The following is a 25073-nucleotide window of genomic DNA, read 5'->3' as shown; positions in this document are numbered from 1 at the left end:
CGCAACGGCCCTGACCATCGATGTGTGAAATAGTTCACACGCCGCTTTTGCTATTTGCATCTAAAGTTCGCACTATACAGCACAATGTAGCCTGGGCTTTTGATATGCACACCTATCAATGCTTATCGCTGCAGAGTTTTGCATAACTATAGAACGGAGGCGTACGAATGAGGATCACTTTACTTTTATTTACGTTATTTGCTTTTAGCCTGCCAGCCAATGCTGGCATGTTTTCAACAATCAGTGACAGGGCAAATCAAATCTCAGCACAACTGGAAGGGAACAACAGCTACCACGCACATCTGGCGCGTGAGCTGGCCAATGTGGCTGTCGAAGAGAAAGGACAGCACGATGTGACTGCCGCACTCGAATTTATCAGAATGGCTGAAGATCACGCAGCACAGGCCGGAGGTTCAAAATGATTAAACGCATGATAGTAGCAACTGCTGCCCTCTCACTTGCCGCATGTGCAGGTGGACACAGCAATATCGATATTGATGAACTGTCAGAAGCCAGAGCAGCAGTAGCGGCCTCAAAAGCTGCCGGTGCTGAACGCTGTGCACCGAAGCTGCAGGCACAAGCCGTTGCCTCACTCTACTGGGCAGCCCATGAGATCCAGGAGGGCGGACACGCCACTGAGGAGGCTGAACTGACTGAACGGACTATCTCTAAAGCCAATGCAGCCAAAGCTCAGGCCAAAACCAACTGTGCACCGAAACCAGCACCAAAAGTGGTTGAAATCATCAAACTCTCCGGTGTTAATTTTGCCAATAACAGTGCTGATCTGACTGCTGAGTCTATCGCTATCCTTGATGGTGCGGTGGCAACACTGAAACGGCGTGCGGATATCAATGTAGAAGTGGCTGCACATACCAGTAGCCGTGGCGCTGCTGCATACAATCTCTCACTCTCCAAGAGCCGGGCTGCAAGCGTGATGGATTATCTGGTTTCTCACGGTATCGCTGCAGATCGCCTGACCTCGAAAGGGTATGGTGAAACTCAGCTGATCGCAGATGAGAGCACACGTGCCGGTGAAGCACAGAACAGACGTGTTGAACTTCGTGTGATGAACTAAGCAGCCTCTTTTATAAGAGGTGATCTCGATACGGGCCGCACTTGTGTGGCCCGTATTTTTTTGTCCGCATTCCGGCACCTTTATCGCTCTACTAAGGCTGACAGCAACAATCCCATATTTTCCCTGCCTTTCGACTGTTGAAATTTCTGCTATACTTAGAATTAGCTTACACAGGAGGCGTATCTATGAGGATTACTTTACTTTTATTAACACTGTTTGCTTTCAGCCTGCCGGCCAGCGCTGGTATGTTTTCAACCATTGATGAGAGGGCAAATCACATTTCAGCACAGCTGGAAGGCAACAACAGCTACCATGCACATCTGGCTCGCGAACTGGCCAATGTTGCCATTGAAGAGAAAGGCCAGCACGATGTCACTGCCGCACTCGAATTTATCAGAATGGCAGAGAGCCACGCCGCTCAGGCTGGAGGTGCCAAATGATTAAACGCATGATAACACTAACCGCTTCTCTCTCACTCGCCGCATGTGCCGGTTACAGCAACATCAATATTGGTTTCGACGAACTGTCAGAAGCCAAAGCAGCCATTGCCGATGCTAAAGCCGCAGGTGCAGAGCGCTGTGCACCGAAACTTCAGGCTCAGGCCGTTGCCTCTCTCTACTGGGCTGGCCATGAACTCGAAGAGACTGGCAACTATGATGCAGGCGAGCATGCCGAAGAGGAGGCGATGCTGGTTGCACGGGCTGTTGCAAAAGCCAAAGCGGCCAAAGCGGCATCCAAGGGAAAATGCATGCCTGAGATCATCAAGCTTTCCGGCATTCAGTTCCCACATGACAGTGCAAGGCTGACTCCGGCAGCTACTGCCATTCTCGATAACGCAGTCAAAACACTGCAGCGTCGCTCCAGCATCAAGGTGGAAGTCGCAGCCCATACCGATAGCTCCGGTAGCAATGAGTACAATCAGGCTCTCTCTGATCGTCGTGCTGCCAGCGTGATGAACTATCTGGGAACCCACGGTGTCAGTGCCAGCAGACTGACCTCGAAAGGTTATGGTGAATCACAGCCTATCGTTAGCAATGCTACCAAAGAAGGGCGCACAGCAAACCGTCGTGTTGAACTTCGCGTCTTGAACTAAAACAGTTCAAGCTCTGTATCACCCCGATACGGGTCGCCTATGGCGGCCCGTATTTTTTTATTCGCATAGTTTTTGCTGACCGGAAGCCACCTTGCACTCCGCTGCCCCTCCTTTAGAGTGCCGCCCCCAACAGGAGTACCCCATGTTTCAGCTCTATTATGATCACGCCGCCAAAGCCAAAGACGATATACTTTCAGGCCTCACCGTTGCCCTTGCACTGGTTCCTGAAGCCGTTGCTTTTGCTTTTGTAGCTGGCGTACATCCTCTGGTTGGTCTCTATGCGGCATTTATGGTTGGTCTGATCACCTCACTGATCGGCGGTCGCCCCGGCATGATCTCCGGTGCAACAGGTGCACTGGCTGTGGTGATGGTGGCACTGGTTGCCCAGCACGGTATTGAATATCTCTTTGCTACCGTTGTGTTGATGGGCTTCATTCAGATTGGTGCGGGCCTGCTCAAACTGGGCAAGTTCATCCGCATGGTGCCCTACCCTGTGCTGCTCGGTTTCGTTAATGGTCTGGCTATCGTGATTTTCCTGGCCCAGCTGCAACAGTTCCAGGTTGAAGATGGCTCATGGATGAGTGGCACACCACTCTATATTATGGGCGGGCTGGTCCTGCTAACCATGCTGATCATGCATTTCCTGCCTAAACTTACCCGTGCTATCCCCTCCGGTCTTGCTGCTATTGTTGCCATCTCTGCCATTGTGATTCTCGGTGGTCTTGATACCAAATCTGTAGGTGATATCGCCAGTATCGGTGGCGGCTTCCCTCCATTCCATATCCCTGAGATTCCACTGAATTTTGAAACCCTGCAGATCATCTTCCCCTACGCCATTATTCTCGCTGCCATTGGCCTGATCGAATCACTACTGACCATGAGTGTAATTGATGAGATGACCGACACGCGAGGACAGGGCAACCGTGTCTGCATCGGTCAGGGCACCTCCAATATCGTCACCGGTTTCTTCGGTGGCATGGGAGGATGTGCGATGATCGGCCAGAGCATGATCAACATCTCCTCCGGTGGCCTGCGTAATCTCTCGGGTATTGCCGCCGCCCTCTTCCTGCTCAGCTTTATCCTGTTTGCTTCACCACTGATCGAGATGATTCCGGTCGCAGCGCTGGTTGGTATCATGTTTATGGTCGTGATCGGCACCTTTGAGTGGGGCAGCTTTAATATGCTGAATAAAGTGCCACGCGAAGACTCTTTTGTTGTTATTCTCGTTGCGGCTGTAACCGTCGCTACGGATCTGGCCATTGCCGTGGTGGTTGGTGTGATTGCCACAGCTCTGGTATTTGCCTGGAAACAGGCGCGTCATGTTTATGCAGATAACAGCATTGATGAGAACGGCAGCAAGGTCTATGTCGTACACGGCCCACTCTTCTTCGCATCGGTACACCGCTTTAATGAGCTGTTCGATATCAAAAATGATCCGGATGATGTGATTATCGATTTCGCCCACTCACGCGTGGCGGATCACTCAGCGATCGAAACCATTGATAATCTGGCAGACAAGTACACCAAGGCAGGCAAAACCCTGCATCTGCGTCATCTGAGTATTGAGTGCAAAGCACTACTGGAAAATGCCGGTGATCTGGTGGAAGTGAATATCAAGGAAGATCCGCACTACCACGTAGCTGATGATAAGCTGGCTTAAGAAAGTAAGGCGTTAGGTGTGAGGCGTAAGGGGTTGGTTTTTGCACCTTTCCCCTATCTCCTCACACCTCACGGGTTACCCCTCATCCCGCTGGGACGATCTTGCCGCGTTTGATCCTGAACACATCCAGCTGTTTCTGGCCTACACCGGAATCATCAAAGTGCACATGGCCAGTCATGGCCGGGAAACCTTCCTGCCCATGCAGCTCACGACTCAACTCTGATTTGGAAAGACCCAACCGACTGGTCATCACTGTGGCGATACGCATGGTGTCATAGGCCAGAGCCATCAGTTCTGAAGTTTTATCATTGCCCCACACCTCACGGTGCACAAAACGGAAACGGCGTAGTGACTGATCATCGGCACCGCTCTGCATATCGGCAGAGGTGCTGGAGGCTGCAAAACGGGCTCTTGAAAGATAGCGACCACGATCATCCAGCAGATGACCATCCTGCCAGCGACTGCTGCCATAGATCGGTACACCTGAGATATCGGCATAGGCAAGCTGACCGGCAAGCAGAGAGACCTGCTTACCATCAAGTGCGAGATAGATGGCATCAAAACCAACCGGCAGATCAATCTCCATCTCCATCTCCGGCATAAACAGCGCCATATCTTCATCCAGTTCAGCCAGAAGCTCTTCGTTATCGGTTTCAGAGCGCAGCTCTCTTAGTCTGCTGCGCTGATCCAGCACACGTTTGTCCAGTTGCAGGGTATGCATCACCTGACCACCAAGCGCTTCAAAGGATGAGCTGAACATCTCGGTTTCTGCCTGATCGGCGGAGTTGTCGGTAATCACCACCATCTTCTCTGCTTCATGCTGGCGGGCATAATCGGCCATGACATAGACCTGAGCCAGAGGTGAAAGCGTATGTACAAACAGCGATTGAGAACGATGTGCCAGATCAATACGACCAGTCAAACTCATCACCGGCAATCCAGACTTAAGATAGGGGATCAACGCCTCGGTCGTATCCGAAAGCAGCGGCCCGATAATCATATTCACCGACTCATTGGCAAGTCGTTTATAGGCGGCTATCGTCATGTTGCGGTCAGATGCGGTATCCTCCACACGCAGGGTAATGTAAGCACTGCTGCCGACATCGGCCAGGGCAATGCGCAGGCCACGCAAGGCCTCCTGCCCGTAACGCGCGTACTGACCAGTCAACGGCAGTAACACACCAATGGTAGCCGCCCTCATCTCACCCGATGCCCAGGCATGAAGTTGAGCTGTAGCGCTATGATGTGGCATAACAGCCGCAAGCAGGTCAGCGATACGTTTCACCGCCTCCCGATCTCCCGTCATCAAATGAGCCCGACCAGCATGCAGATCAAATTGCGGCATCAGGTGGCGAGAGAGTGAACCGTCACGGTGAATCTGTTCAATGGTCTCCAGTGAGGCGCGTCGCGCCGCCAGACGCAGCCAGCTCTCCTGACTTCCACTGTTAATCTCTGCCGCCACCAAAAACCAGTTTACGGCTTCTCGTTCCGGCGCATCCTGAGCCACTGACGGGGCAAGATCGAAAACGGAATCAGCAAGTTCACGGGTCAGTCGTTTATGCTGCAGAGCCCACTGCATCCGCTCCAGTGCGCGCCCCGCTTCATCCTGAGCAAGCCACCATCTGCCGGTCCAGAATGCCGCGTAGGGAACCAGTGCATGGTTGGGATATTTCTGCATCACCGCCAGAGCACTCTTCAGAGCACCCGGTCTACGCTTCTCAAGCATCAGCTCAGCTCTGCGAAACTCTGCCTCTTCACGAATTGGAGCCGGGCTATCGGCAATAAGACGATCAAATTCAGCCAGAACAGTATCGAGATCAGTCCCCTCTCTGGCCTGTTGCATCAGCGACTTAATTTCAACTGCACTCTGCGGCGCAGCAGCCAGCATTCTGCTGCCCGGCTTCTCCCTCGCCATCGAACCCGGCTGTTTGGGTTGACAGCCGTTGAGCAGGAGCAGTGCACAGACAGTCAGTAGTGCAACTTTCATCCATGAAAAAGGTGAGGCCGCCATTGCAGCATGTGAGTGAGAACGATAACGTATCCAGAACATGGAATCGCAGACTAAACATCTAATACCTACAGGCCAACTTTTCGTCGTTGCCACTCCGATCGGAAATCTTGGTGACATTACCTATCGTGCTGTAGAGACGCTAAAAAGCGTTGATCTGATTGCCGCCGAAGATACCCGCACCAGTCGCAAACTTTTGCAACACTGTGGCATAAATACACCGATGATGGCGGTACACGAGCACAATGAGGAGTACGCCGCAGGCAAACTTCTGCAACGTTTGCAACAGGGAGAGAGCATCGCGCTGATCTCAGATGCAGGTACGCCTCTGATCAGTGATCCGGGCTACCGGCTTGTTCGTAAGCTGCGTAGCGAAGGCATTCGCATCACGCCGATTCCCGGCGCCAGCAGTGTACTGACCGCCCTCTGTGCTGCCGGGCTACCTACCGACCACTTCCGTTTTGAAGGATTCCTGCCGCGCAGTGGTTCATCGCGTTCAGCTGCGCTGCAAAGGGTAGCCGAATCATCTGAAACCAACGTCATCCTTGAATCACCCCGTCGCCTGTTAAGCAGCCTGAAACAGCTGCAACCACTGCTGGAAGAGGCGCGTGAACTGGTGGTTGCCCGTGAACTGACCAAGCTGCATGAGGAGTTTATTGCCGGCACCGTTGCAGAGCTGATCACACACTTCTCAGCCTCTGCACCACGTGGTGAGATTGTAGTGGTAGTGGCACCGGCCCTGCCGAAGGTGCGCGGTGAGATCAGTGACAGTGATATTCAGGCGCTGCTGGATACTGCTGCGATGCAACTCTTGCCACCCTCTGCCAGAGCTAAAACCATTGCCAAAGAGCTCGGCATCAATAAATCACGGGTCTATGATCTGATCTCGGGGCAATGAGCACTTTACAAGGGCGCAGTGGCGAAGAGAAAGCGGCCTCCTATCTTAGCCGCAGAGGTTTTAACATTATTGCGCGCAATATTCGTATCGGACGCGGTGAACTCGACATTATCGCCTGCTCCGATGAACTCCTGCTGTTTGTCGAAGTTAAAACCCACAAAACGCGGGAGTCTGGACTGCTAGCCGTGAACGAGGATAAATGCGCCCGTCTCTACTCCGCTGCTGAAGCCTGGCTGGCCAAACATCCCGCTTACGCCGGTTTACAATGCCGCTTTGATTTAATCATCGTCACCCCTAGGATGGGCTTACCCAGCTGGATACCTCCGCGTATCGAGCATATGAAGGATATTATTAACTGATGAGACATGAACTAATCACACAGGCATTTGAAGATGGCATAGAACTTCGCAGGCAATGTCTGGAGATATTGTCACAGCCACTGCTGGATGCAGCAGGAGCCATTGTTGATTGCATTGAAGGTGGCGGCAAAATCCTTGCCTGTGGCAATGGCGGCTCTGCGGCCGATGCCCAACATTTTGCTGCCGAACTGGTAAACCGTTTTGAAATCAACCGCCGTGGCCTGCCAGCTGTGGCGCTGACCCATGATGCATCGGTGATCACCAGTATCGCCAATGACTTCTCTTTTGATCAGGTTTTCTCAAGGCAGGTGGAGGCTCTGGGCAGACCCGGTGACCTTCTGCTCGCCATCTCAACCAGTGGCACCTCAAACAATGTTTCAGCTGCCGCCAATGCCGCTGCCGCTGCAGGCATGCAGACCATCGCCCTGACCGGTCGCGATGGTGGCACACTCGGCAGCAATGAGACGATTAAATTTCATATCAATATCCCGCACAACTCCACCCCTCGCATTCAGGAGATGCATATCACCTGCCTGCATATCATCTGCTCCCTTGTCGATCAGCACATGTTCGGAGATAAGCCATGACCATTAAACCACTCTCATTCACCAAGATGAAAACCACACCGATCGCTGACCGCAAAGTGGATAGCGAAGGCATGGATTTTGCCGCCCCCTATCGAGCTGGCAGCGGCCTTGAAAATTTTCTCTGCAGCCTTCCTAATCTCGGTTGTGCTGCTGACCTGTTTCGCCTGCGCGATGCGATCGTCGCCGCTCACCGCCACAAACATCAGGTGATTCTCGCTTGCGGTGGCCATGTTCTCGATTCAGGTCTGGGACCTCTGATCTGTCGTCTGATTGAGCAGCGTATCATCAGTGGTCTGGCGCTGACCGGAGCGGCACTGGAGCAGGATGTTGAGATAGCTATTCTGGGGCAGACCGTTTCCCCCCGTGATCGCGAACTGAGCGCTGGCAACTACTGTCTGACTGAGGAGACCGGCTGCCTGATCAACGATGCCATCAATTATGGTGTCACTGAAAACTGGGGCATTGGCAAGAGTGTCGGCAAACGGCTATTGGAATCTGAATTTGAACATCTGGATCACTCCATCGTTGCCACGGCCGAACGGTACGGCATTCCTGTTACCGTACATCCGGCCATTGGTGCTGATGCTTTTGGTATGCATCCGGCCGCCCATGGTGAATCGCTCGGTTCTGCCGGCTTCAGAGATTTCCGACTACTGGCCGGCATGCTGGCTGAATCCAGTCATGGTGTGGTCGTCAATGTAGCTTCAAGCGTGATCATGCCACGGGTACTTCTGCAGGCACTGGATGCTGCACGCAATGTAGGCAAAAGCATTGAAGATCTGAGCACAGCGGTGATTGATCCGGCAGCCAGTAGTTCGGCCATTACCGATGTGGTAGCACGCCTGTCACAACCCGATGGGCAGGGTTACTGGTTATCTGGCCCTGATGAGATCCTTCTGCCGCTGCTCTTTGCCTCTGTATTGGAAGCACTGGGTGATGAGATTATTTAAATCGGTCCAGGATAGACCTGCCATTATATATTGGCAGCATTGCCCAGATCAAATCACTGCTCTGCAACTGTGCTGAGCTATTTAGTTCCATGGAGTTTATAATGTTTATGCTACGTCCGTTACTTATTCTGTTGATGCTGTTCTCACTCTCAGGCTGTTTCGCAGCCATTGTCGGTGGTACAGCTGCGGTTGGCACCTCGGTCAATGATGAACGCAGCATCGGCACCCAGCTTGATGATGCATCGCTGACCGCCAAGGTTGATGCGCGTCTGATTGCAGAAAGGGATATGCCGTCACGCTGGGTCAGCGTGCAGGTGATCCATGGTGCCGCCACCCTGACCGGTCACCTGCCAACTCAACGCCATATCGAACGCGCCATCTTTATCACCAAGTCGATTCGCGGTGTGCGCTCAGTGCATTCGGAACTACAGATCGGCATACCCAAGATCGGTTCGATCATGGAAGACAGCTGGATCACCACGCAGGTTAAATCCAAACTGTTTAACGATGATCAGGTATCCGGTTATGCCATCAAGGTGGAGACGGTGAATGGTAAAGTTTATCTGCAGGGTATTGTGAATGATTTTGTGCAGCGCCAGCATGCCAAAAAACTTGCCCTGTCGATTCAGGGTGTTACCGCTGTCATTGATCTGATGCAGGTGGCCCAAAAATGAACCATGCCGCCGAATGGGAGGCAGCACGCAAACAGGTTGCTGCCTGGCGAGAGCAGGGTAAAACCATTGTTTTCACCAACGGCTGCTTCGACCTGCTGCATCCCGGCCACATCGACTATCTGGGCAAAGCGCGCGCCCTCGGTGATGTGCTGATTGTTGGTCTTAATGATGATGAATCGATCACCGGCTTAAAAGGGCCGAGCCGTCCGATCAACCCTCTTGCAGACAGGAGATGCATGCTTGCCGCCCTGAAAGCAGTGGATCTGGTGGTCCCTTTCGCTGAAGAGACACCACTGGAGCTGATCAAAACCCTGCTTCCGGATATACTCATCAAGGGTGGCGATTATGAGCCGGAAAATATCGTGGGCGCCAAAGAGGTTCACGACAATGGTGGCCATGTCTCGGTTATCACCTTTGTTGATGGTCACTCCACCACCGCACTGATCAACCGTATCCAGCAGGTCGGATAGTTTTTCTCTGATGCTCTCTGTTCAACAGCAGCATAGAGCAACAAATAACTTGCTGTCCAACCTGTAATCGTCATCGTTAGCCGATGAGTCACAAGCTGAATATTGTCGCTGATGCCCATATCTGGGGTGTTGAATCTGCCTTCTCTGAACTGGGTGGTTTCAATGCCAAACTCACCATTTTAGAGAACCGGGATATCACCCGTCAGGCGCTTCATGATACCGACATCCTGCTTACCCGCTCATCGACCAAGGTGAACGCTGAACTTCTTCAGGGCACCCCTGTGAAATTCGCCGCCACTGCCACCATTGGTGATGATCACTACGACAAACAGTGGCTCGATGATAACGGTATCGTCTGGGCCAATGCAGCAGGTTCATCCACCGGTTCAGTGATTGAATATATGATCACCTCACTTCTCCACCTGCATGTGAACGGGCTGATCAATATTCCTGAGACCACTATCGGCATTATCGGGGTCGGACGCATAGGTTCAGCTCTGGCAAAGGTGTGTGAAGCTGTCGGCATGAAGGCACTTCTCAACGATCCTCCACGTGCACGCAGTGAAGGGCAGGATGCATTCTCAACACTGGATGAGCTGCTCGATAAAGCGGATATCATCAGCCTGCACACGCCGATGATTCGCGAAGGTGAAGATGCCACGGCTCATTTGATTAATCAGCAACAGTTAAATCGTTTCAAAGGTATTGGCCTGTTCAACGCCGCCCGTGGTGGCTGCGTGGACAACGCAGCCCTGCTTCACTGGCTGGATGGGGATGTTTCACGATTTGCGGCGCTCGACTGCTGGGAGTTTGAGCCCAGCCCCATGATCGAGCTTCTGCAGCACCCTCAGATGGTCATCGCCACACCCCATATCGCGGGCCATTCACTCGATGGCAAAGCAGCCAACACGTTATATGTTCATCAAGCCCTGTGTCGCTTTCTGGGACTTGATGCTGAATGGGATATGCAAGCGCGACTGCCCCTTTCGCCATCGTCGGTAGATATCGACTATTCGGATGAAGTATGGTTATCGCTCTATCGGGCTGCCAACACCCTTTATCCGCTGCTCGATGATCATGATTCCATGAAAGGCTGGGCTGAATGTACCGCAACTGAACTGGCTCATGCTTTCAGTGGTTACCGCCGTCACTACCCTGTCAGGCGCTCATGGAAGCTCTCTCCGGTTCATTTTGACACGGAAGATGCGAAGCTTCTGCAACTTGCAGATGCTTTCGGCATAAAAATTGTTTAAGGTAATGCCATGACAATTAATCGACAAAACCTGGTCTGGATGGACCTTGAGATGAGCGGCCTTGATCCGGAACGCGAAACCATCCTTGAGATCGCCACCATCATTACCGATGGTGAGCTGAATGTGCTTGCTGAAGGGCCGAATATCGTCATCCACCAACCGGATGAGGTGCTCGATAATATGGATGAGTGGTGCACCCAGCACCATGCCCAGTCGGGACTCACGGCCAGAGTACGCAATTCATTAATCAGTATGCGTAAAGCCGAAACTGAAACGCTGGATTTCATCAAAAAATATGTGCCTGAACGCTGCTCGCCACTTTGTGGCAACTCCATCCATCAGGATCGTATTTTCCTCGCTCGTTATATGAAGGAGCTTGAGGGCTTCGTTCACTATCGCAATATTGATGTCAGCACGATCAAGGAGCTGGGACGCCGCTGGTACCCGAATATGAAAGCGCCTGTAAAACAGGCCGAACATCTGGCGCTATCGGATGTGCGCGAATCGATCAAAGAGCTGGCATTCTATCGCAAACACTATTTCAGCTAAACGCAGCTACAGTAAGCAGCGCTGAGCAAACCTTCATGCATTGCAAAATGTGTGAACCGTCACATCAACGCATCAATCTCTGAAGATAATTCGATCTTCAAACAGCCGTGAGTCGGCTGAATAGAGGAGTTTTCTATGTTATTGCGTTCATTTTTTGCGGCTTGTCTGACCCTGTCACTGTTAACCGCGGGATCCCTGCAAGCAGCCCCCATGGATGATGCCAAAGCAGCTATCACCGAAGCCGAAGCACTGCGCGCCTCCGAGTTTGCGCCTGCACATCTGAAAAGTGCAACAGCCAAACTTGCTGAAGCAGAAAAGCTGATGACCTCCCACAGGGATACAGCGAAAGTGGTAAACCTTCTTAATGAGGCAACCATTGATGCCAAACATGCATCCAGCCTTGCTGAGAAATTTACCCGCAACTTCCCAAAACTTGTTGACTCGCGTGACCGCCTGAAACTTGCCGGTGATAAATATGTGCGTGATGATCTTGGTGAGCGCTCCGAGAGAGAGTTTGCCAGTGTGGTTGAGGCCGCAGAAAATGGCAGTCTTAAAAAAGCAAAACGTGAAGAGAAGATTGCAGTGAGCACATTTAATGCAGCCCAGACGGTTGCGGCACGTGAACAGTTTGTTCGCCCGATCTCCAAAGCCATTGCCAAAGCTCGCAAACAGAAAGCCCGCAACTATTCACCCAAGGCGTACAACAGCGCTACACAGACGCAGTCTGATATTGAAAAACTGATCAAGAGCAATCCCGATGCACAAAGTGAAGCCTACACGCTCTCGCAGGCTGGTCAGGCTGCCGCCGCCCACTCCATGCGTGTTGCCAGTTTAGGTTCAAAGTTCGATCATAAACCGGCCACTGTAGAATCATGGGTTGATGCCAGTGATGCACGCATGGCAACACTGGCATCCGTACTTGGTCTGCAACTGGATCGATCGCAGAGCCCGGAAGCGCAACTCGCACTGCTTAAACAGGCTGTGGAAGATATGCAGTCTGAGCATCGTGCTCAGATCGAAGATGCTGACAAACAGGTACGTGAGCTGGGTGAGAAACTGGCCCGTTATGAGGGTGAACTCTCCGACATGGCAGAGGTGCGTCGCAAACTTCAGCTCAAACGTGAAGCTGAAGCCAAGATCAAACGCCTGACCAAACTCTTCGATCCGGAGATGGTAGAGATTCTGCTCACCCCTGATGCGGATGTGATTCTGCGCCTGAAGAGACTCAACTTCCTCAGTGGTAGTGCCGTGATCCCGCCTGAAGCGTATGTGTTGCTGGATAACACCATCAAATCGATCGATATCTTCCCGGGTCGCAGTGTTCGTGTAGAGGGCCATACCGACTTCATGGGTACAAATGAGTACAATCAGGAGCTTTCAGAGCGTCGTGCCAATGCTGTACGTGATCACCTGCTGATGCAGATGGAGAACAGTGCGGATCGCTTCTCATCCATCGGTCATGGTGAAGAGAAACCGATTGCCAATAATGAGACAGCAGCCGGTCGCACCAAAAACCGTCGTATCGATATTGTCCTGATCGCACCGACTGCGCCAATGAGCAGTGAACAGCCACAATAAAGCTGTGGTTGGCAGGTAACAGATAGATGGCCTACACTAGTAGTGAAGTCAGATAACTGATTTCAACACAGGAGGTTGATATGTTCCTGAAAAATGCAAGTAACGGCGATCTGGCTGAGGTAGTCAATTTAAGTGAATTAAGTGATCCCAATGCCTCCTCGGTCACAGTTCGCTACCACGCTGGTGAAGAGGCTGGTGACCCAATGGAAGCAGCCAAATCAGGACTGGTCTTCCCATCTGGTGAAGCACTACCCAAATGCTGGCTTGATCCGCACTACAGAACCAGCTTCTGATCAGAGTCTTAACCGCAAACAGAAACAGCAGCCGCTAACCCGGCTGCTGTTTCTGTTTGAAGATGTAAATGTCTGTTTAATTCAACAAACAGACATTACTACCTAGCGATTCATCCAATATACTGAGGTTAAAATCAGGCTTTTTTCCAGGTGGTTCCGGTAGCTGTATCTTCCAGAACAATACCCTGTGCAGCCAGCTCGTTTCTAATCGCATCGGCACGTGCGAAATCACGCGCTTTCTTGGCATCTGCACGTTCGGCAATCAGCGCGTCGATCTGATCGGTATCTGATTCACCGCCCTGAAACCACTCATTAACATCATGCTGCGCAATGCCGAGAAGATTCGTCATGGCATTGAACTGACCTGCCAGAAGACCAACATCCTCACCGTCGTTGATGGCCTTATTCAGAGCACGCGAGCTATCAAACAGTACCGCCAGTGCTTCCGGCGTATTGAAATCGTCATTCATTGAATCGACAAACTTTTGCGGCAGCGCTGCACCCATTGCCGCGGTTTCAGCAAGGCGCTTTTTGGTCTCATAAAGCCGGTCGAGTGCCGATTTGGCCTCATCAAGGACCTGATCGGAGAAATCCAGTGCCGAGCGGTAGTGGGTGCCGAGCATAAACATACGCAACACTTCAGGGTGATAGCTTTTCAGCACTTCGCGGATGGTGAAGAAGTTACCCAATGATTTGGACATCTTCTCCGAATTGATATTCACAAAGCCGTTATGCAACCAGTAGCGGGCGAAATCACCATCATTGGCGGCACACGCCTGCGCAATCTCATTCTCATGATGCGGGAATTTCAGGTCCATACCGCCACCGTGAATATCAAAGGTGGTGCCAAGATGGGAGCAGCTCATAGCCGAGCACTCAATATGCCAACCGGGACGTCCTGTACCCCAGGGTGATTCCCAACCCGGTTCATCCTCTTTTGCCATCTTCCAGAGTACAAAATCAAGCGGATCACGTTTGGTATGATCCACATCCACGCGGCTGCCCGACTCCAACTCATCAATATTCTTACCCGAGAGCAGTCCGTATTCAGGGAATTTTCTAACTGCATACAACACATCACCAGAGTCAGAGACATAGGCATGGCCCTTTTTCACAAGGGCATCGATCATCTCGATCATCTCATCCATATGGCTGGTAGCGAGCGGCTCATGCGTTGGCCTCGGACAACCCAGTGCATCGGCATCCTCGTGGAAAGCCGCAATCATCTCGGTGGTAAGTTCAGAGATCGAAACGCCACGTTCATTGGCACGGTTTATGATCTTATCATCCACATCGGTGAAGTTGCGCACATAATCAACATCATAACCCGACTGCTGCAGCCAGCGATTGATGATATCAAACACCACCATGACACGCGCATGGCCAACATGGCAGTAGTCGTAAACGGTTACACCGCAGACATACATGCCCACTTTGCCTTCCACCAGAGGGATAAACAGCTCCTTCTTACGACTGATCGTATTATAAACATGTAACGTCATGATCCTGCCTGCCCCTCTAAACAGAGATGTTTCGCACTCTCAAGTCTAGCCACAATGTTTTCACTACCGAGAAATGCCACCACATCACTCATCTCAGGACCGTGCAGTGCACCACTAAGTGCCACACGCAGCGGCATAAACAGTGCTTTACCCTTTGCCCCTGACCGCTCTTTTACATCGGCAGTCCAGCTTTTCCATTCAGGATTGTCCTGCCATGCATCCAGCGCATGCTGATAGAAATCTGCACCTGCCTCGCGCATCACAGGCAGCGCCTCAGCCTCCAGCGCTGCATCAACAGCAAGCAGCCGCTGAAACAGTGTCGCATCAGAAGCACGTTCAAGATTTCTCTCAATCAGGGCGGCAAACTCAACCAATCGTTGCGGCTGCACCTCCGGCACAAACGGTCTGATCATCGGAATCAGAAGTTCACTGTCCAGTTCATGCAGCAGGCGTGTATGCCAGCGCCACATCTCTTCATCCGACCAGCGTACGGAGCTGGTTGAAACATGTTCAGCATTAAAATGGGCTGCAATGGCCGTTGAATCGTGCAAAGCATCCGGCATATTAGGGTGGCCGAGTCTGGCCATCGCCTGCACCAGTGCGCCGGGCAGAAGTCCCTCATCGCGCAGCTCTGCGACAGAGTGGCTACCGCTACGTTTGGACAGCTTTGCTCCATCCTGACCGAGCAGCAGCCCGTGATGGAAATAGATCGGAGCTTTGTAACCGAGGCTGTTGAGAAGCCATACCTGATAGGCGGAGTTGGTCAAATGATCATCACCACGCAGAACATGGGTGATGCCATCCACTGCATCATCAACCGCATTGGGCAGTAGGAAGGTGAAGCTTCCATCAGAACGAACGACTACCGGATCATCAAGATCACGCAGGGCAAAAGTGACATCGCCATGTAGTGCGTCGGGCACAATTACTTCACCAGCATCAGCATGGATCGCCAAACGCCAGACAAATGGCTCATCTTTGGCGCGATCTGCTACCTGATCGGCATCAAGATGACGGCAACGACCGGCATAACGGGGTGGCAAACCACGGGAGGTGGCCAGTTTACGGTCAAGATTAAGTTTTGATTCACTGCAGAAACAGCGGTAAGCCAATCCCTTCTCAGCCAGCTTCTCAAGCGCCTGGCTGTGTTTGGCTGCATGCTCAGACTGAAACAGCACATCACCGTCCCAATCCACACCCAGCCAACTCAAGTCCGCTTTAATCGCTTCGATATATTCAATTTGTGAACGATCCTGATCGGTATCTTCAAAGCGCAACAGAAAAGAGCCGCCATGTTTGCGGGCATAGAGCCAGTTAAGCAGAGCCGTGCGCACATTACCCAGATGCAGCAGCCCTGTTGGTGATGGCGCAAATCGGGTGGTTACCTGTGAGGCGTTAGGGGCGAGGGGTGAGGCGGCATGGCTCATGCATCACCTCTTTTTTGAAGCGAATTAATCAGGCCACCGAGCAAACCAAACAGTATATTCATCTCATCCATCACTTTTTCCATGTTTGAAACATACCCCAGACGCTGAGCGATCAGCAATTGTGTTTCAATCTCACACAGTGAACCACGTGCGATATAGAGAAACCTGAGAAACTCCTTTTCTCCACTTCGTCCTGCTCCCTCTGCAATGTTACTTGGCACTGAAACAGCTGCCCTCTCTATTTGAGAAGTCAGTCCGAATTTCTCATGATCCGGAAAACCCGAGGTGATCTGATAAACAGTTTCAACAAAGTTCATGGCTTCCTGCCATGCACGTAACTCATGATGAGAGCGTTTCACCGCTTGCTCCCCTCACGCTTCACGCCTGACACCTCACTGCTTCTGCCTTCCGGCATAATCAGCATAATCTCATCCGGGTAGACATATCCCAGCTCACGGTGCACCAGCTCCTCAAGTGCATCAGGATCATTCCTAAGTCGAAGCACCTCTTCAGCCAGTCGTTCCCGATCAGCCAGAAGCTCTTTCAGCTCTTCCCTGAGCATACCGGTCTGCATCGCTTCCTGGCGATAGACCAGATAACCGTGATCGGAAAACACCAGACTCCAAACCATGTAACAGAGGCCAACGCTGGAGAGCCCCCAGAAGAGCCAGCGACCTGCTAATTTCACCACTTCAGATGCTCACTACGCCAACAGGCGCGGTCTTCTCTCGCCAATCAGGAGGAGAGACCGAAGGCGGCAAGGCCGGCATAACGTGCGGCACTACCAAGCTCCTCTTCGATACGCAGCAACTGATTGTATTTCGCCATACGATCCGAACGAGATGCCGAACCTGTCTTGATCTGACCACAAGCCAGTGCCACAGCCAGATCAGCAATGGTTGCATCCTCAGTCTCGCCAGAGCGATGACTCATCATGCAGCGGTAGCCCGCATCATGGGCCATATTCACAGCAGCGATGGTTTCAGTCAGCGTACCGATCTGATTGACCTTCACCAGCAGTGCATTGGCAATGCCCTTATCAATGCCCTCTTGCAGAATCGCAGGATTGGTTACAAACAGGTCATCACCGACCAGCTGCACACGATCACCAACACGTTCAGTCAACAGCTTCCAGCCATCCCAGTCATTCTCATCCAGTCCATCTTCAATCGAGACAATCGGGTACTGCCTGCAGAGTGAGTCGATCAGATCAACCATGCCTGCAGCATCGAGCTTGCGGTTGCCTTCACCAGCCAGCACATACATGCCGTCATGGTAGAATTCAGATGCAGCCATATCCGAACAGATAACGATATCAGAACCGGCCTTCAGGCCTGCTTTCTCAATCGCTTCAAGAATAACGGTGATACCCTCTTCATTGGAACCGAGATTCGGGGCAAAACCACCCTCATCTCCTACAGCTGTGATATGACCACCGGCTTTCAATACAGATTTCAGCGCATGGAACACTTCAGCGCCCATATCCATCGATTCAGCAAAAGTAGAGGCACCAGCTGGTGCAATCATGTACTCCTGAAAATCGATGCTGTTATCCGCATGGGAACCGCCATTGATCACGTTCATGCATGGAACAGGCATCAGGTTGGCATCAGCGCCACCGAGATAACGGAACAGTGACTGACCATTCTCTAAGGCCTGAGCCTTAGCTACAGCCATCGATACGCCAAGAATTGCGTTAGCGCCGAGACGTCCTTTGTTTGGCGTGCCATCAAGCTCGATCAGTGCGTTATCCAGAGCCGCCAGATCAGCAGCATCCATACCTGTTACAGCAGCAGCAATATCACCATTGACATTGGCAACAGCATTTTTCACGCCTTTACCCGCAAGGCGGGAGCCGCCATCGCGCAGCTCTACGGCTTCACGCGAACCTGTGGATGCACCACTTGGAACTGCTGCACGTGCAAAGGCACCACCAGCCAGCGTCACATCAACTTCAACGGTTGGGTTACCGCGCGAATCAAAAATTTCCCGTCCATGGACTTTTACAATTTCACTCACTTTCTTCTCCTGTATCCGATCCTATTACCGGATATCTTCTCATTTTCAAATTTCCCAGTCGGTCATCCTGACCGTCCCAAACGTATCCGGATGATATTCTCTCCTGGCTCTCATCATGGGGTGAATATCATCTACAAACACGCTGTTTACTTCATTTCATCAACACTCTTTGGCAATGGCATCGAACCGTTTCAGCCTGTTTAACAGCTTCGGAAGATCAGCCAGAGCCAGTGAATTCGGGCCATCGGAGAGCGCCTCATCCGGATTCGGATGCACCTCCATAAACAGTGCCGCAATACCAGTGGCGACAGCCGCCTGTGACAAGCCCGGTACAAATTCGCGATTGCCGCCGGTAGCACCACCAAGTCCACCCGGCTGTTGTACCGAATGGGTAGCATCAAACACAAGTGGTGCGCCAAACTCTTTCATCACCAGCAGCGAGCGCATATCCGAGACCAGATTATTGTAGCCGAAACTGGCACCTCGTTCGCAGAGCATAATCTGCTCATTACCGGTCGCCAGTGCCTTATCGAGCACATGTTTCATATCCCAGGGGGCTAAAAACTGACCCTTCTTGATATTCACAGGTTTACCGGTCTCTGCCACAGCCTGAATAAAATCGGTCTGTCGACAGAGAAATGCAGGGGTCTGCAGTATATCGGCGACTTCAGCTACCGCTTTAGCCTGCTCGGGTGTATGCACATCGGTAATGATCGGTAGGCCGAGCTCACTTTTCACCCGTTGCAGAATCTTCAGCCCCTCATCAAGACCGGGGCCACGGAAACCATCTTTGCTTGTACGGTTGGCTTTATCAAAGCTCGATTTAAACACCAGCGCCACACCGGCATCTGCTGCAATAGCAGCAATCGCTTCGGCTGTTTTCAGGGTAAAGGATTCACCTTCAATGACACATGGCCCTGCAAAAAGAACCAATGGCAGGTGATTGGCGATCCTGATGTCGCCTACAGAGACGACTGAAGCCATCAGATCGTCGCCTTCTCTTTACTGGCACCTACAAATGCTGCAAACAGAGGATGCGGTTTGTATGGACGCGACAGGAACTCAGGATGGAACTGACAGGCAACAAACCATGGATGATCGGCGACCTCTACCATCTCCACCAGCGAATTATCAGGCAGTGTGCCTGATACAATCAGGCCAGCCTCTTCCAACTGTGCACGGTAGGTGTTGTTAAACTCATAACGGTGACGATGACGTTCACGCACTTCACTCTCGCCATAGGCAGCAAAAGCAGAGGTACCTTCTATCACTTTGCAGGGATAACCACCCAAACGCATCGTGCCGCCCAGATCACTATCAAAATCACGCTGAACACGACTACCTTCCTGATCCCACTCGGTCATCAGTGCAATCACAGGCTGCTCAGCGCGTTCATCAAACTCACTACTGATCGCTTTTTCAAGGCCTGCAACATGGCGGGCAAACTCAACCACGGCCAGCTGCATACCCAGACAGATGCCGAGGAACGGTACGTCATTTTCACGGGCATAACGGATCGCTGCAATCTTGCCTTCAGTACCACGCTCACCGAAACCACCCGGCACCAGAATACCATCCATACCTTGCAGACAGTCGGTACCCGACTTCTCCAGTGATTCAGCATCGAAATATTTGATTTTAACACGCACGCCGTTGCTCATGCCGCCATGGATCAGCGCTTCATTGACCGATTTGTAAGCATCAGCGAGTTCAACATACTTGCCAACCATGGCAATGCTGATCTCCTGCTCAGGCTCCCTGATCTCTCGGCAGATGTTCTCCCAGACCGAGAGATCCGGCTCAGGTGTCTCAATGCCGAAATGGTCAAGTACTACGGTACCCAGACCACCTTCGCGCAGTTTCAACGGTACGCCATAAATCGTGTCGACATCAGGCGCATCAATGACGGCATCGCGATCAACATTACAGAACAGGGCAATCTTATCTTTCTGGCCCTTTGGAATCGGATGCTCGGAACGGCAGAGTAGGACATCCGGCTGGATACCGATTTCACGCAGTTTCTGCACCGAGTGCTGGGTAGGCTTGGATTTAATCTCACCGGCCGATTTGATGTAAGGCAGCAGGGTAAGATGAATGTAGGCGGTATTTTTACGACCCAGATCAAAACGCAGCTGACGGATCGCTTCCAGGAACGGCTGTGATTCGATATCACCCACAGTGCCACCAATCTCAACCAGTGCGATATCCACATCTTCAGAACGGAGAGAGAGAATCGCATTCTTGATCGCATCGGTAATATGCGGGATCACCTGTACAGTTGCGCCTAGATAGTCACCGCGGCGTTCACGACGAATCACCGACTCATAGATACGGCCGCTGGTGAAGTTGGAACGCTTGGACATGGTAGCGTGGGTGAAACGTTCATAGTGACCCAGATCGAGGTCGGTCTCTGCGCCATCATCGGTGACAAAAACCTCACCGTGCTGGAATGGACTCATGGTACCGGGATCCACATTAATATAGGGGTCGAGCTTCTGCATCGTGATCTTCAGACCACGCGCTTCAAAGAGAGCCGCAAGAGAGGCGGCAGCGATACCTTTGCCGAGTGATGAGACCACCCCGCCGGTTACAAAAACGAATCGAGTATTATTATTCATGACGGGGCGGCAAGTTATCAGAACCTGCCATCCTTCGCCAGTTAAAAGCGATTAATAAATAGGTGATTAGCACCATTTTCTGGCATTGCGGAACATCCGCATCCAAGGCCCATCTTCACCCCACCCTTCCGGCTTCCATGAATACTGAGAACTACGGAACAGGCGCTCGGGATGCGGCATCATAATCGTGAAGCGGCCATCGGCCGTGGTGAAGCCGGTCAGACCATCCGGCGAGCCGTTCGGATTATGCGGATAACTGTTTGCAGCCAAACCGTCAGGACCAAGATAACACAGCGCTGAAACTACATTGGCCTGCTGCTGAGCCGTAGCAAATTCCGCTCTGCCCTCACCATGCGCGACAACCAGTGGCATTTTCGATCCAGCCATCCCATCCAAGAAGATTGAAGGCGACTGAAGTACTTCAACCTGCAGCAGACGTGCTTCAAACTGTTCTGAGCGATTACGCTCAAAACTCGGCCAGCTCTCAGCGCCCGGAATAATGGTTTTCAGACCACTCATCATCTGGCAACCGTTGCAGACACCCAGCGCAAACGAGTCACTGCGATGGAAAAACGCATCAAACTGATCGCGAGCACGTGCATTGAACATCACCGAATTGGCCCAGCCACGTCCGGCCCCGAGCACATCACCAAAGGAGAATCCGCCACACGCAACAAGCCCCTGAAACTCCTCAAGCTCCCTGCGCCCGCTGATAATATCGGACATATGCAGATCGACACAGTCGAATCCGGCCCGATCAAAGGCCGCAGCCATCTCAACCTGACCGTTTACCCCCTGCTCCCTGAGCACAGCCATTTTCGGCCTCGCCTTACCGATATAGGGGGCAGTGATATCCTCTTGCGGATCAAAGCCAAGCTCTGCAAACAAGCCTTGATCACCCGCATTGGTAATCGCGCCGAACGCCTCTTCAGCACAGATGGGATTATCACGCAGCGCCTGCATACGGTAACTGGTCTCTGCCCAGACCTGCTGCAACGTCTGTACATTTTCACTGTAAACAGCGTGATCATGGCAGGCCATCACGATGCGACCATCTGTACGCGGATGACCGATGATATGAGCCACATGTGCAAGTCCAAGATCAGCAAGATGTGCCAGTACCTTTTCACGATCAGCACGACGGATCTGAATCACTGCACCCAGCTCCTCGGAGAAGAGTATACGTGTCTCATCTCCGCAGTGATCACCCATTAATGTTTCCAGATGGATTTTCAAACCTGTGCGGGCAGCAAAGGCCATCTCCGCCAGCGTGGCAAACAGACCGCCATCGGAGCGATCATGATAAGCCAGCAGCAGCCCTTCACTATTCAGGCGCTGGATACCATTGAAGAATGATTTAAGTAGAGTCGAATCATCAACATCAGGAACCGATTCACCGGTTACACCATAAACCTGCGCCAGTGCAGAGCCACCAAGTCGGTGTTGGCCATCACCCAGATCGAGCAGAATCAGATCACTGTCGCCCTGATCCAGTTGCAGTTCAGGCGTAAGTGTTTTGCGAATATCACTCACCGGTGCAAATGCGGAGATAATCAGCGAGAGCGGTGAAAACATCTCACGTTTGCCATCCTCATGCTGCCAGACCGATTTCATGGAGAGTGAATCTTTTCCCACCGGGATGGAGATACCGAGTTCCGGGCATAGCTCCATACCCACCGCTTTTACGGTATCAAACAGACGTGCATCCTCACCCTCATGACCACAAGCCGCCATCCAGTTGGCCGACAGTTTGATGTCACCGATTTTTTCAATTGCAGCTGCCGCCACATTGGTCAGCGCCTCACCAATCGCCATACGACCGGATGCCGGTGCATCCAGCACGGCAATAGGGGTACGCTCACCCATGCACATCGCTTCACCTGTATAGTTCGTATAGTCAGTTGCAGTCACCGCCACATCGGCTACCGGCACCTGCCATCTGCCAACCATCTGATCGCGGGCTACAAGACCTGTGATAGAGCGATCACCAATGGTGATCAAAAACTCTTTACTGCCGACTGCAGGCAGGCGCATAACACGACCAACCGCTTCATTCAGGTCAATCGCGCTCAAATCCAATGCTTCATGTTTACTTGGCGCATGAGTGACGTCGCGAACCATCTTTGGTGGCTTGCCGAGCAGTACACTCAGTGAGATATCTACCGGCTGATTATCGAACTCTGGATCATGAACAGTAAGATCGCGCTGCTCTTTTGCTTCACCAAGCACAGCAAACAGACAGCGTTCGCGCTCACACAGCTCGGTAAACAGGGCGCGTGATTCAGGTGCGATTGCCAGCATGTAGCGTTCCTGCGCCTCATTACACCAGATCTGCATCGGGCTCATGCCCGGTTCCATATTGTGCACAGCACGCAGATCAACCCAGCCACCACGACCAGCATCATCAATCAGCTCAGGCACAGCATTGGAGAGGCCACCAGCCCCGATATCATGGATAAAGAGAATCGGATTGTTATCACCCATCTGACAGCAGCGGTCGAGCACCTCCTGACAACGACGCTCCATCTCAGGATTGCCGCGTTGTACGGAATCGAAATCGAGGGACTCGGCATTAGCTCCGGTATCCATACTTGAAGCTGCACCGCCACCAAGGCCGATCAACATAGCAGGGCCACCCAGCTGGATGATCAGGCTGCCAACCGGCACCTCTTTTTTGTGCACGTGGCGGGCATCGATATTACCAACGCCACCGGCGATCATGATCGGCTTATGATAACCGCGCAGCTCTCCACCCACCTCCTGCTCATAGGTGCGGAAGTATCCAGCCAGATTCGGACGACCAAATTCATTATTAAATGCGGCAGCGCCAATCGGGCCATCAATCATAATATCAAGTGCGGAGACAATACGATCAGGTTTACCGTAATCGACTTCCCATGGCTGCTCAAAACCGGGGATACGCAGATTGGATACGGAGAAACCGCACAATCCGGCCTTCGGTTTGGAGCCGATACCGGTTGCGCCTTCATCACGAATCTCACCACCGGAACCGGTAGCAGCACCGGCAAACGGAGAGATGGCAGTGGGATGATTGTGCGTCTCCACCTTCATCAGAATGTGCAGATCATCATCATGTGCTTTGTAGTGACCATCGCGATCAGGATAGAAACGCTTGGACTTTCCGCCTTCAATCACCGAAGAGTTGTCACTGTAGGCAACCAGCGTGCCTTCAGGATTGAGCTGATGAGTATTGCGGATCATCGCAAACAGTGATCGATCCATTGTCTCGCCATCAATCACCCAGTCGGCATTGAAAATCTTGTGACGGCAGTGCTCGGAGTTAGCCTGGGCAAACATCATCAACTCGGCATCGGACGGATTACGTTCCAGTGCCAGGAAATTTTCAAGCAGGTAATCGATCTCATCTTCAGCCAGTGCCAGTCCCAGTTCACGATTGGCCGTTTCAAGGGCAGTACGACCACCACCCAGCAGATCGATTTTCACCAGCGGTGCCGGTGCATGATGGGCAAAGAGAGATTCAAGTTCATTGACATCAGAGAGTACTGATTCAGTCATGCGATCATGAAGGAGTGCGGAAACCTCAGCGTGCAACGCCTGTGGCACACCACTGATATGGTAGACAATGCCACGCTCCAGTCGAACCAGCGCATCAAGACCACAGAGATCGGCGATATCGGTCGCCTTGGATGACCATGGACTGATCGTGCCGACACGCGGCACCACAATAAACAGATTATCCGCAGCATGATCCCCAAACAGTTGGACTTCATCACCCAGCAGTTCGGCCAGACGGCTGGTGTCATCGGCACCCCAGGCCATGTTGACTTCGGCGACATGGATAAAGTCAGCCTGAATTGCTGTATCGGTAAGGCCCAGCGCCCTAATCGAAGCAAGCAGCTTATCTCGCCGGAAGTCGGAGAGAGCACTTTTACCTTTGAGTGTAATGATATGGGTTGAGGAGGTCTGATCGGTCATATCCGCATCCTATGATCTCACCAACGGAAACCAAGCAGAAAGTTCATGGTGAATAAATTTGTAATAGCCAACGCACAAAAAGAAAAAGGGGAGCCGAAGCTCC

At 52.1% G+C, this 25073-nt stretch carries 24 protein-coding genes; 15 read left to right on the top strand and 9 right to left on the bottom strand.

Features of this window, described 5'->3' with window-relative positions; all coding sequences use genetic code 11:
- Window positions 1-227 precede the first annotated feature (227 nt).
- The 5 genes from F3F96_RS01695 (at window position 228) to F3F96_RS01675 (ending at window position 3828) form a co-directional block, all read left to right on the top strand.
- Window positions 228-422, top strand: a complete 195-nt coding sequence (locus F3F96_RS01695; protein WP_241697585.1) for a hypothetical protein — start codon at window positions 228-230, stop codon at window positions 420-422.
- Complete coding sequence (locus F3F96_RS01690; RefSeq protein ID WP_176961514.1) at window positions 419-1075, top strand: OmpA family protein; 657 nt, start codon at window positions 419-421, stop codon at window positions 1073-1075. The genes F3F96_RS01695 and F3F96_RS01690 overlap by 4 nt, the downstream gene beginning before the upstream one ends.
- 185 nt (window positions 1076-1260) lie before the next feature.
- Entirely contained in the window at window positions 1261-1515 is a 255-nt protein-coding gene (locus F3F96_RS01685; RefSeq protein WP_176961513.1) for a hypothetical protein, read from the top strand.
- Window positions 1512-2168, top strand: coding sequence for an OmpA family protein (locus tag F3F96_RS01680; RefSeq protein ID WP_176961512.1), 657 nt, complete (start codon window positions 1512-1514; stop codon window positions 2166-2168). Before F3F96_RS01685 ends, F3F96_RS01680 begins: the two co-directional genes overlap by 4 nt.
- Window positions 2169-2310: 142 nt before the next feature.
- Window positions 2311-3828: a SulP family inorganic anion transporter gene (locus F3F96_RS01675; RefSeq protein ID WP_176961511.1), complete on the top strand. Its 1518-nt coding sequence runs from the start codon at window positions 2311-2313 to the stop codon at window positions 3826-3828.
- 82 nt (window positions 3829-3910) lie between these two features.
- Here the strand turns inward: F3F96_RS01675 and F3F96_RS01670 are convergent, their stop codons facing one another.
- Window positions 3911-5839, bottom strand: coding sequence for a penicillin-binding protein activator (locus F3F96_RS01670; protein WP_176961510.1), 1929 nt, complete (start codon window positions 5837-5839; stop codon window positions 3911-3913).
- Between the two features lie 37 nt (window positions 5840-5876).
- Between F3F96_RS01670 and rsmI the strand changes: the two genes are divergently transcribed.
- The 10 genes from rsmI (at window position 5877) to F3F96_RS01620 (ending at window position 13447) form a co-directional block, all read left to right on the top strand.
- On the top strand, window positions 5877-6734 hold the full coding sequence (rsmI, locus tag F3F96_RS01665) for a 16S rRNA (cytidine(1402)-2'-O)-methyltransferase (RefSeq protein WP_176961509.1): 858 nt from the start codon (window positions 5877-5879) through the stop codon (window positions 6732-6734).
- Window positions 6731-7093: a YraN family protein gene (locus F3F96_RS01660; protein WP_176961508.1), complete on the top strand. Its 363-nt coding sequence runs from the start codon at window positions 6731-6733 to the stop codon at window positions 7091-7093. Before rsmI ends, F3F96_RS01660 begins: the two co-directional genes overlap by 4 nt.
- Window positions 7093-7680 (top strand): SIS domain-containing protein, encoded by a 588-nt coding sequence (locus F3F96_RS01655; protein ID WP_176961507.1) that lies wholly within the window; start codon window positions 7093-7095, stop codon window positions 7678-7680. The genes F3F96_RS01660 and F3F96_RS01655 overlap by 1 nt, the downstream gene beginning before the upstream one ends.
- On the top strand, window positions 7677-8630 hold the full coding sequence (locus tag F3F96_RS01650; RefSeq protein ID WP_176961506.1) for a deoxyhypusine synthase family protein: 954 nt from the start codon (window positions 7677-7679) through the stop codon (window positions 8628-8630). The genes F3F96_RS01655 and F3F96_RS01650 overlap by 4 nt, the downstream gene beginning before the upstream one ends.
- A 101-nt stretch (window positions 8631-8731) precedes the next feature.
- Window positions 8732-9304, top strand: coding sequence for a BON domain-containing protein (locus F3F96_RS01645; RefSeq protein ID WP_176961505.1), 573 nt, complete (start codon window positions 8732-8734; stop codon window positions 9302-9304).
- A complete protein-coding gene (gene rfaE2, locus F3F96_RS01640) occupies window positions 9301-9774 on the top strand; it encodes a D-glycero-beta-D-manno-heptose 1-phosphate adenylyltransferase (RefSeq protein ID WP_176961504.1) in 474 nt (157 codons plus the stop codon). The genes F3F96_RS01645 and rfaE2 overlap by 4 nt, the downstream gene beginning before the upstream one ends.
- Before the next feature lie 83 nt (window positions 9775-9857).
- Window positions 9858-11027, top strand: a complete 1170-nt coding sequence (locus tag F3F96_RS01635; protein WP_176961503.1) for a 4-phosphoerythronate dehydrogenase — start codon at window positions 9858-9860, stop codon at window positions 11025-11027.
- A gap of 9 nt (window positions 11028-11036) precedes the next feature.
- Window positions 11037-11576: an oligoribonuclease gene (gene orn, locus F3F96_RS01630; protein ID WP_176961502.1), complete on the top strand. Its 540-nt coding sequence runs from the start codon at window positions 11037-11039 to the stop codon at window positions 11574-11576.
- Window positions 11577-11711: 135 nt separating this feature from the next.
- Window positions 11712-13154 carry an OmpA family protein gene (locus F3F96_RS12605; RefSeq protein WP_176961501.1) on the top strand — a complete coding sequence of 481 codons (1443 nt, stop codon included), beginning with the start codon at window positions 11712-11714 and terminating at the stop codon, window positions 13152-13154.
- An 80-nt stretch (window positions 13155-13234) separates the two neighbouring features.
- On the top strand, window positions 13235-13447 hold the full coding sequence (locus F3F96_RS01620; RefSeq protein WP_176961500.1) for an acetyltransferase: 213 nt from the start codon (window positions 13235-13237) through the stop codon (window positions 13445-13447).
- Between the two features lie 134 nt (window positions 13448-13581).
- Here F3F96_RS01620 and cysS read toward each other — a convergent pair whose 3' ends face one another.
- The 8 genes from cysS to purL all read right to left on the bottom strand — a co-directional run bounded on the left by cysS (window position 13582) and on the right by purL (window position 24970).
- Entirely contained in the window at window positions 13582-14949 is a 1368-nt protein-coding gene (cysS, locus tag F3F96_RS01615) for a cysteine--tRNA ligase (protein WP_176961499.1), read from the bottom strand.
- Complete coding sequence (gene gltX / locus F3F96_RS01610) at window positions 14946-16376, bottom strand: glutamate--tRNA ligase (protein ID WP_176961498.1); 1431 nt, start codon at window positions 16374-16376, stop codon at window positions 14946-14948. Before gltX ends, cysS begins: the two co-directional genes overlap by 4 nt.
- On the bottom strand, window positions 16373-16735 hold the full coding sequence (locus tag F3F96_RS01605) for a four helix bundle protein (RefSeq protein ID WP_176958313.1): 363 nt from the start codon (window positions 16733-16735) through the stop codon (window positions 16373-16375). Before F3F96_RS01605 ends, gltX begins: the two co-directional genes overlap by 4 nt.
- Window positions 16732-17064, bottom strand: a complete 333-nt coding sequence (locus tag F3F96_RS01600) for a septum formation initiator family protein (RefSeq protein ID WP_370465479.1) — start codon at window positions 17062-17064, stop codon at window positions 16732-16734. The genes F3F96_RS01605 and F3F96_RS01600 overlap by 4 nt, the downstream gene beginning before the upstream one ends.
- 47 nt (window positions 17065-17111) lie before the next feature.
- The gene (gene eno / locus F3F96_RS01595) at window positions 17112-18395 is read right to left on the bottom strand and encodes a phosphopyruvate hydratase (RefSeq protein ID WP_176961497.1); all 1284 of its coding nucleotides are present in this window, start codon (window positions 18393-18395) and stop codon (window positions 17112-17114) included.
- Window positions 18396-18554: 159 nt separating this feature from the next.
- On the bottom strand, window positions 18555-19379 hold the full coding sequence (gene kdsA / locus F3F96_RS01590) for a 3-deoxy-8-phosphooctulonate synthase (protein WP_176961496.1): 825 nt from the start codon (window positions 19377-19379) through the stop codon (window positions 18555-18557).
- Complete coding sequence (locus F3F96_RS01585) at window positions 19379-21013, bottom strand: CTP synthase (RefSeq protein ID WP_176961495.1); 1635 nt, start codon at window positions 21011-21013, stop codon at window positions 19379-19381. The genes kdsA and F3F96_RS01585 overlap by 1 nt, the downstream gene beginning before the upstream one ends.
- A 66-nt stretch (window positions 21014-21079) precedes the next feature.
- Complete coding sequence (purL, locus tag F3F96_RS01580; RefSeq protein WP_176961494.1) at window positions 21080-24970, bottom strand: phosphoribosylformylglycinamidine synthase; 3891 nt, start codon at window positions 24968-24970, stop codon at window positions 21080-21082.
- Between the last annotated feature and the right edge of the window lie 103 nt (window positions 24971-25073).

It is taken from the genome of Mariprofundus sp. NF (genome assembly GCF_013387455.1).
In the GTDB taxonomy this organism is placed as follows: Bacteria; Pseudomonadota; Zetaproteobacteria; order Mariprofundales; family Mariprofundaceae; genus Mariprofundus.
Note: the sequence above shows the minus strand (reverse complement) of the source record. Positions and strands in the feature narration are given on the sequence as shown.